The 7592-nt window shown below is 39.8% G+C and carries 6 protein-coding genes and 2 pseudogenes; 3 read left to right on the top strand and 5 right to left on the bottom strand.

Annotated features, from left to right (window positions below):
• Positions 1 to 8: 8 nt before the first annotated feature.
• A complete protein-coding gene (locus FC07_RS03825; protein ID WP_057903805.1) occupies positions 9 to 1298 on the bottom strand; it encodes an ATP-dependent nuclease in 1290 nt (429 codons plus the stop codon).
• A gap of 526 nt (positions 1299 to 1824) precedes the next feature.
• Between FC07_RS03825 and FC07_RS16155 the strand changes: the two are divergent.
• The 3 genes and pseudogenes from FC07_RS16155 to FC07_RS16340 all read left to right on the top strand — a co-directional run.
• Positions 1825 to 2043: pseudogene (locus tag FC07_RS16155) on the top strand (restriction endonuclease subunit S); the annotation flags it as partial.
• Positions 2031 to 2555 carry a restriction endonuclease subunit S gene (locus FC07_RS16150; RefSeq protein ID WP_083483188.1) on the top strand — a complete coding sequence of 175 codons (525 nt, stop codon included), beginning with the start codon at positions 2031 to 2033 and terminating at the stop codon, positions 2553 to 2555. The pseudogene FC07_RS16155 and the gene FC07_RS16150, both read left to right, overlap by 13 nt.
• A gap of 186 nt (positions 2556 to 2741) precedes the next feature.
• Entirely contained in the window at positions 2742 to 2831 is a 90-nt protein-coding gene (locus FC07_RS16340; protein WP_021353390.1) for a putative holin-like toxin, read from the top strand.
• A 154-nt stretch (positions 2832 to 2985) separates the two neighbouring features.
• Here the strand turns inward: FC07_RS16340 and FC07_RS03810 are convergent, their stop codons facing one another.
• The 4 genes and pseudogenes from FC07_RS03810 to FC07_RS03795 form a co-directional block, all read right to left on the bottom strand.
• Positions 2986 to 4110 (bottom strand): ArdC-like ssDNA-binding domain-containing protein, encoded by a 1125-nt coding sequence (locus FC07_RS03810; RefSeq protein WP_057903802.1) that lies wholly within the window; start codon positions 4108 to 4110, stop codon positions 2986 to 2988.
• A 3-nt stretch (positions 4111 to 4113) separates the two neighbouring features.
• A complete protein-coding gene (locus tag FC07_RS03805) occupies positions 4114 to 4329 on the bottom strand; it encodes a hypothetical protein (RefSeq protein ID WP_057903801.1) in 216 nt (71 codons plus the stop codon).
• 121 nt (positions 4330 to 4450) lie between these two features.
• Positions 4451 to 6586, bottom strand: a complete 2136-nt coding sequence (locus FC07_RS03800) for a type IA DNA topoisomerase (protein ID WP_057903800.1) — start codon at positions 6584 to 6586, stop codon at positions 4451 to 4453.
• Positions 6587 to 6682: 96 nt separating this feature from the next.
• Positions 6683 to 7592 (bottom strand): annotated as a pseudogene (locus FC07_RS03795) (MobQ family relaxase); the annotation flags it as partial.

Here is a 7592-nt window from a genome sequence, read left to right as displayed (position 1 = left end):
TTATTTTATCAATTAGCTAAAAGTATTTGGCTAACTTGATTATAAAACGCGCGATCCATATTTGGATTTCTCATAAGATATAATAGATCATCTTTTTCCATCGCAGTAGAAAGCGCAATTCCTTGTCCTTCATTCATAACCACAATGTCATCTAGAGAATCCTTAGACAAGAAATTAGTATTATGGGTAGAATACATAAGTTGAACATTCTTTGCAGCTTTTGAAGTAGCGTCTAAGAATCCCATCAACAGTTTTTGATTTTCATTACTTAAATGTGCTTCCGGTTCTTCCACTGTCAATGCTGCAAAGGGTGTTTCATCGTCATTCTCCAGAGCGTTAATCATTGCCATCAAATAAACCAAATTTCGGTATCCAAGCCCCTGTTGAGACAAGGGTTCCTGAGCGTATCCAAGCTGAATACTGTTCAGTAATCTGTTCATAGGGGGCATGTTTGGTAAAATTGAAATTTCGCCAAGAAATTGATCCGCATTTTCATACTTAATTGAATATTTTGGCCAATTAAAGACTTCCTCCATTTTTGCTGAGCCTTTTACTTGTTCGAAAAATTGATGATAACCGTCTTCGATTTTAAGTTTACTTTCATCGTTAATATTGCGATTCAGCAATTCTACAATTGCGGCAGATCCAACTGTTTTCCGAGTACTTGAGAATCCATCACGCTCTGCAATAAGCGCATATGATTTCATGTTTTTCAACAGATCATATGTGACTGGTTCACCTTTACCTGGCACCCGAATACTACTCTTAAATAAACTAGCTGGAAGTAAATTAATTTGATATTGCATTACATCAAATTCTTGGTTGGGACTAGCCACCATTAATTCCTTGAAACGCTCAATTAACTTGTTCAAATCCTGAATTTGATAACGGAATTCTAACTCATATGTAAGCTCTTCATTTTCTCCTTTAGTACACAACTTTTCAAAATAAAACATCGAGTTTCTGTCTACTTCAAATTGAAGGCGAATGATAATTTTAGGAATTATTAACTCAAATTTTTTTAATAGTTCCGGAAGCACATCTTGATCAACTAAATCCTTGATATGCTCTTTCAAAAAGGCAAAGTACTCCTCCTTGTCCAGATCATTAAGATCTCGCGGAGACATTGATCGGACATAAGGGCCCTCATCGCCTGTTGACATTGGATATGTAATCGCTTTGAGGACATTTGATTTTCCACTATTATTCTCGCCAATAAGGACTAGCCTTTCAGAAACAGAAAAATCAGTTTCTCTTAGGTTCCGATATCCTTTTACCCAAACATGTTTTACCCTCATTTTTAAGCCCCTCCATTGCCTTTAATCCCATTATCCACCTAGTTGTACAAATAAAAAAGTCAAAAAATGACAATTTGTATCTTCTATATCGCTCGAAAGTTCCGTTCGATCAACATTCTGAGTTCGATTTACATTTCCCTTTTATTCCCAATCAATAAATAGTAGATGGTAAAAGGCACATGGGCATAAAAATTTGAAAATGTGATACTTAGACGTTGAACGCTTTAATGTCGTTTTGAATCAAAGCCAAGTTGTGAGACCTGTAAGAAAATTAAAAAAGTTGGAGTTACCCTCAAATAGTTTTATTATGAGTAGTGTTGGAACAATAGATATAGTATCTAGTATTCCTAACAATATTGATAAAGTTGTGTTTAATCAAGCGTTAATCAGATTTAGAATAAATAATTGAATAACGGATTCCGAATGTTCTCTTCAATTTACAATAGATGATTTTCTGAAAAACTAGTACTAATCCCGGATCAGTCATCACTAATTTAGTTCCAATATTAGAAATTAAAAATTGAATATACTAGTCCCTCCAATAAACAAACAGTTTACAATAGGATTATTCTTTAAGCAACTCGACGACACTATTACCCTTCATCAGCGTAAGTTAGCTAAGCTTAAGAAACTTAAACAGGGCTATTTGCAGAAATTGTTCCCCAAAAATGGTAGCAAGTTCCCACAATTAAGATTTGCAGGGTTTGCTGACGCTTGGGAACAGCGTAAGTTATCAAATGTTGCCAAATACAAAACGGAAAGGCCCATGAAAAAGCTATAGATCCTCAGGGAAAATATATTGTCGTGAACTCAAAATTTGTCTCAACACAAGATGAGATAAAAAAATATTCTAATATGAATATTTCCCCATTGCAAAAAGGTGACATTGCATTTGTCTTAAGTGGTGTTCCGAATGGAAAAGCTATTTCGCGCGCATTTTATGTTTATAGGAACAATATGTACACCTTAAATCAACGGATAGCTGCCTTTACAACTAAAGCTGATATTGATTCAAAGTTTTTGTATTATGTTGTAAATCGCAATCCGTATTTTTTGAGGTTTGATGATGGTGTTGGACAAACAAATCTTTCAAAGTCAGATGTTTTGAACTTTGAAGGATATTATCCCACATACAGAGAACAACCTAACATTTCACTCTTGCTTTGGAGAATCGACATGTCTATCGCTACCAATCAGCGTAAGCTTGAAAAACTCCAGGAACTAAAAAAAGGGTATCTACAAAAGATGTTTTGCTGATTCTTAATTTGATCAAATTTAGGATCCTATGAAACCCCATGACTTAATTTTTATTGTGTTTGGTCAATTCTTAATTCACTTGTATAATGGATTACGCAGGAAGTTTTAAGGGCGGTGGCTGTCTTTTCCCTTGCGAGGTGAGGCCCATGGGAACATGGAATAATCTTCAGGAAGGTTTCACAGTCAATGAGCGTCTTCCAGACACTCTCGTTGATGTTGCTGTTTGGCACGTTTTTAATCGCGCTACTCAGCTATATCGACAAGCACCACAAATAAAAAAGCCGCCCTGCGTAACTTTGGTAGGTTACAGGGTAGCTTAATGCTGTCTTATTAACTTCGCCACCGCCTTTGAAGCGGCTTGCATGGGAAGTCCTGTCTTCAGCAGGGCTTCCTTTTTCTATTACATTATAGCATGCCCTTTAAAAACTGGCTAACGTTTTAAACTTTGATCAAGTTTGGATTCGGGTTGTTTGATTTCCGGATTCTGTTCAGCAAATGCTTTCAGTTGTTTTTGAGTTCGATCACTAATTTCTTGGTGCACATCGTTTAACTGGTTTTTAAATTGCGCTTTCTGTTGTGGACTAGTTGCCTGTTGGATTTGTTGTTGCAAGCTTTGATAGGACTTATTCAGTGACTGGGCTGCTAGCATTTTTAAATCGTGCTCAGGTCCTTCTTGTGCTTCTTGCAAGCCTAATTGTTTGGTTAAGCCATCGCTAAGCTCAATCACTTTGTTGCTAACTTGCTGGATTTCACTTAAAGCACTATGGATCACGGCTTTATCTTTAGCCCAGGTGGCCACATAACCGAGTGAATAGTTACTGGTATCAACGCCAATATTTTGCATGGCAACATATGCTACCGCTTCGGCCTGGGTTTCCTGATAGGCTCGTGGCCGATCTTTAAAGGCTGATTTTAAGCCGTGTAGCTGGCTATGCGCATATTCGTGGTATAACGTCTTTAGTTTCAAAGCATTGTCGGGCTCATCGCCACCAATGACGATTTCATTAGTGCTGGGTTGAAAATACCCCTTAGCCCCATTTAGCGTCGCTAAAGGCACTTCACTGACTTTAAGGTCGGTTTGCTGGTTTAAATAATCTTTGAACGCGTTATATAAGCTTGTCACATTCTGATGATCGGCCAAATTTTCTTTGACAAAGTCTTTAGCACTTAACACTGGTTCACCGCTAGTTTGTGCCACATCAAAGACGGGTAGATAGCGATAACCGACAATGGCGCGCTCATCGGTGGTATCAAGATGCTTCTGCTCGGCTGGTGTTAGCTTCTTAATGATCGGAGCCGCAATCCGAATCGCTTTTGCGCCCCGGTTGACGGTGCGGTTAAAAGCCTTCTGCCATTGCTTAAAACCGGCGACTTGAGTGGCTTGAGGATTTTGCGCATAAATTAAATCAATGTTTCTGGCGCTATAACGATGAAATTTAGCCAGGGTATTGAGATACTTTTTAAATTGGTCACTATCAGTTAATTTTAGGATTTGCTGTTCAGCCTGGGCGACTAATTGTGCTTTCCAAGCCTTAACATCTGCTTTGTTTGGCATGAGTTACCCCTCCTCATCTTCAAAAATATCATTCAATGTCGGCAATGATCTTATTTGAATCGAGGTCGTACCATAAAGGGCAACGTAGCCATCGGCTAATTTTTGCCAGGCCACTTGATAATAAGCCCCATTTCCAGTAATTTCTTTTAAATACTTATAGACTCCTTTAGTCTGCAAAACGGGTAATTCACTGGCTAAAACTGCTAATTCGTTGTTCATTTTATGATCTCCTTTGCTTTGCTAATCTCACCCGTTGTTTAGGTTTACTTTTAGGGTTGTCAAAGTGAACCTAAATGACGGGTTCACCAACCGGAACGTAGTGTAGGGCGGTAGGCAGGTTCTAATCAAAATCAAAACTTAATTTATGGCCGTCAAGTTTTAGCTTGGCGTCAAACGACTTCCCTTTTTTGCTCTTGAAACCCTTTAATTTGCTGGTTTCACCCTTGGTAACTAACGCTTTAATTGCGGTCTTCCCGAGCGTCTTGCTACTCCATTTCTTAGGTAAGGTAAAATCTTCACCTTGCTTGGGCTTCACAATGTAAAACTTCTGTTTATTTAAAACGGTCGCTTGCGGTGTTTCTAAGAATACTTCGGCGGCTTTTTGCGCTTGCTGTTGGTGATCGATTTGTTGCTTAATGGCTGCACTGCCAGTCAATTGCGTGGGAACATCAGCAATCAACTTTGCCACGAACTTTTTGATTTGGTTCAAAAAGTTATCTGGGGTACGTTCTTCGGTACTGATTTGTTGTAACGCTTGCTCCCATTTCGCTGTCATCTCTGGGCTAGTTAGCAAGGGTTCGAGTTCGACCGCTTTACATAAAGTAATCCCTGCTTCACTGACGTGTAACTTGTTCTTTTCAGTGACGAGATAGCCGCGCTTCTTTAACACTTCCAGCACATTTGCCCGGGTTGCACTTGTCCCAATACCTTGCACGTCTTTGAGAATTGCTTGGGCTTCTTCATCATCAAGCGTTTTACCGGCGGTTTTCATTGCCGTAATCAGGGTACCTTCGGTAAAGGGTACCGGTGGTGTCGTTTCTTTTTGCGGCGTTTGCAGGTTTGCTTGGACTTGATCGCCTTGGTGAACGAGCGGTAAAGTTGCTGCTGCTTGCTGGTCGGCTGTGTGATCATCAAATAATGCTTGCCAACCTTGCTTCGTTGGGACCTTACCCGTTGCTTTAAAATTGGCGCCACCAACTTGGGTGATAATGGTGGTTTCCTCGTACTCATACGGATCAGCAAACATCGCTAACGTCGTTCTTAAAACCAAGTCATAGACCTGTTGCTGTAATTTAGGTAAGGCCGCTAATTGATTTTTCGTCGGCACAACTTTAGTCATGATAATAGCGTAGTGTTCTTCAACCTTTTTCCCATTGACGTAACGTTTATTCGGGGTGGTATTGGTTAAAGCGACTTGCTTAGAGACTAACCCCAGATACTTCGTCAGATTAGCCACTAAATACTCAAATTCTTCATCAGTGATATAAGCACAATCGGTTCGGGGATAGCTAAGGAACTTGGCTTCGTACAAACTCTGAATGGCCGCTAAGGTTTGGCTGGCACTGGCATGATACCGTTTATTCATCGCACTTTGCAGACTGGATAGCGAGAATAGTTGGGGACTAGCACGCTTTTTACCTTGTTTTTGGACGTTCTTGATTAAACCGTCCTGTGAGCCTTTCTGAACGTGTTTAGCTTGCATGAATGTCATTAGCCCTACTTCGTCTTTAAACCGCTGATAGGGGTCTAATTTCGCGGCGAATTTTTGCTGATTGGCTAAAATTTCCGCATTTAGTTCAAAATAGGGTTCCGGCTTAAAGTTTTTGATTGCCTGGTCTCTTCGATAAACCATATACAAGGTTGGCGTCTGCACGCGACCAATTGAGTACACCCCGCGCACCCCTTTTTGTCTTAACAACAAAGTATATAAAGGACTGCCATTCATACCAATTAACCAGTCACTAATTTGACGGGTTTGGGCTTCTTTATAAGCCAAATAGTCTTTGTGCCAATCACCAAGATTTTTAAAGCCGGTAATAATCGCGTCTTTTTCTAGGCTATTCAACCAAAGGCGCTTAATCGTTTTCGACTTAACATCAATATGCGCTTGGTTCATGATCGACCACGCGATATTTGACCCTTCTCGACCACTATCGGTGGCCACAATAATGGTATCGGCTTTCGTTAACAGGTCTTTAACGACCTTGAATTGGGCTTTTTTACTAGCTGACACTTCAAACTTGTATTTATCGGGGAAAATCGGTAAATTAGATAAGGCCCATTGCTGGTATTTCTGATCATATTTATCCGGTGTGGCTAGTTCAACTAAATGTCCGAGACCATACGTGACAAGCGTATTATCGGGCAAAACAGGGTCACTAACCGTATAGTAACCCTGTTTTTTTGTGCTCTTTTGAAAGGCTTGGACGTATGAACGGGCTTGACTGGGTTTTTCAGCTAAGATAACAGTGGTCATGTTCGTTCACTCCTTATGATTCAATTTTTGATCTAATTCTGTTTTGCCTTGTTCAGCCGCTTTTAACCAGGTTTAACGGTGCATTTTTTATTCCGATTACAAGTGCATGCCCCCATCTTCATGCCGATTTCGAGTTTGGTGTTGCCGTTGCTTTTTCGCCATTTCCCACTCAGTCTCTTTTAAACCTTGCGCCTGTCTTTGTCGTTGGTAATCTTCATCACGAGCATATAGAACAGTCATGATCGCGTCACTAAAGGCCGTCTTTAAGTAGTAGTTTGGACTAACTGGCTTATAATTTAACGGTTGATAATGTGCCAGCTGGGATTTTCGATATTGATCGTCCTTAGCTTGTTGCTCTTTTAACTGTTTTTGGATTTTCTCAATCTGACTGTTCTTAATCGTTGGATCGACTTTACATTCACCCAAAAAGAGTTGTTTAGTGCCGTCATGCTTTAAAACCCGTTGTAAGTGATGATTCTCTAACTGATCTAAGCTAAGCTGTCCCGATAAATAAGCTAACCCTAATTGATGTTCTTGGGTACTGAAAACCCTCGGTGGGTTTTCTTGCCATTGTGCCATTGTTTCGACTTTTAATGGCTTTAAAGTTGGATCATAGTACATCACGGCTGTATAGGCCTGTTCTTGTCTAACTAGTGAAAGATCATCTAAATCACCATTAGGAAAGGCTCTTTTCAATACTTCATGGTATTGCGTTTGAATGACTTGCTTAACTGCTATGATTGTCCGTAGGTCTTTGACTGCTCTCGTAATCGTTTGCTGTTCTGCTGGTGAATACTTTTCTAGTAGTCCTTTATCGACGTGTTCTAGGCTTTCTAAGCTATCAGAGTGGATCATTAGCGTATATTTCAGATCAATTTTGGCCTCTTTTTCTTGTTGCATTAATAACTTAAAACCAACGTATGGCCGCTTGGTAAAGGTCAATAATTGCTGGGTCAATAAATCATCACGAATATTCATTAAACGTTCGTTTAATTCACTGCCTTTG

This window comes from Loigolactobacillus bifermentans DSM 20003 (assembly GCF_001434575.1).
Classification (GTDB): Bacteria; Bacillota; Bacilli; order Lactobacillales; family Lactobacillaceae; genus Loigolactobacillus; species Loigolactobacillus bifermentans.
This window is presented reverse-complemented; position numbering and strand designations above follow the sequence as displayed.